2 protein-coding genes are annotated in these 1,259 nt (G+C 66.9%); both read right to left on the bottom strand.

Annotated features, from left to right (window positions below; translation table 11 throughout):
- Nucleotides 1-224: ATP-binding cassette domain-containing protein (locus tag U4E84_RS17775; protein ID WP_322533405.1), on the bottom strand; the 224-nt coding region annotated here is incomplete at its 3' end.
- On the bottom strand, nucleotides 221-1,259 hold a 1,039-nt coding region (locus tag U4E84_RS17780), incomplete at its 5' end, for an ABC transporter ATP-binding protein (RefSeq protein WP_322533406.1). The genes U4E84_RS17780 and U4E84_RS17775, both read right to left, overlap by 4 nt.

The raw sequence follows: 1,259 nt of genomic DNA on the forward strand, positions 1-1,259 counted from the left end.
TGGATGAGGGTTCGACCGAGGGTCGTCTTCCCGCAGCCCGACTCACCGACGAGGCCCAGCGTCTCGCCGCGGCGGATGTCGAAGGTGACGCCGTCGACCGCCTTGACCGGCCTGTTGTCGAACAGGCTGCCGCTGTCGTAGTACGTCTTCAGGTCGCGGACCTCGACCAGCGTGTCGGGTGCCGAACTCGGGTTCGTGTGCTGTTGTGCGGTGTTGGAACTCATTCGCGTTCACCTCCGTGGGTCGACCCGCGGTGACGGGCGATCGCTGCTTCGGTCGACTCGTCCTCGGGGTAGAGGAGGCACGCCGCCGTGTGTCTGTCGGCGGTCTCGTCGACCGGGACCGGAACGGGATGGACCGCTTCGCACTCGTCGAACGCCTTGGGACACCGCGGCGCGAACCGGCAGTACGTCGGCTCCTCGTTCGGCGTCGGGACGCTCCCGTCTATCGTCTCGAGTCTCTCGCCTACCTGTCCGCCCGGTATCGAGTTGAGCAACCCCTCCGTGTACGGATGTTTCGGATCCGCGAACAGCGGTTCTGCGTCGGCGGACTCGACTATCTCGCCCGCGTACATCACGTTGACCCGGTCGGAGACGTCGGCGATCACGCCCATGTCGTGGGTGATGAACATCACCGCGACGTCGCGTGTCTCTTGGATCTCGGCGATCAGATCGAGAATCTGCGCCTGAATCGTGACGTCGAGCGCGGTCGTCGGCTCGTCGCAGATGAGCACGTCCGGCTCGCAGGCGAGCGCCATCGCGATCACGGCGCGCTGGCGCATCCCGCCGGAGAACTGGTGCGGGTACTCGTTGACTCGCCGTCTGGCGTCGGGGATCCCGACCGCTTCCAGCAGGTCGGCCGCCGCCTGTGTCGCCTCCTTGCCGGTGATACCCCGGTGGAGCGAGAGCGATTCTTTGATCTGGTTACCCACCGTGTAAACGGGGTTGAGGCTCGTCAACGGGTCTTGAAAGACCATCGAGATTCGGCCGCCCCGCATCTTGCGTTGTGCCTCGCCGGAGACCCGAGTGAGTTCGACGAATCCGCGCCGGATCGACGGCGGGTCGTCGGCGTCGCCGTCGAGGACGAAGACGCACTCGTCGCCGCTTGTGAGCCCGACCTCGTCGCCGTACCCGGCCGCGACCACATCCGCGAGGGGGACGTCCGCCGGGTCGGCGTACCCGAACTCGGCCGGCGTCGCGTCGGTTCGTTCGAACCCGCTCGCCGGGTCGTACCGCGCCTCGAGGTCGGTGACGGAGACA

It is taken from the genome of Halorubrum sp. AD140 (assembly GCF_034497445.1).
GTDB lineage: Archaea > Halobacteriota > Halobacteria > Halobacteriales > Haloferacaceae > Halorubrum.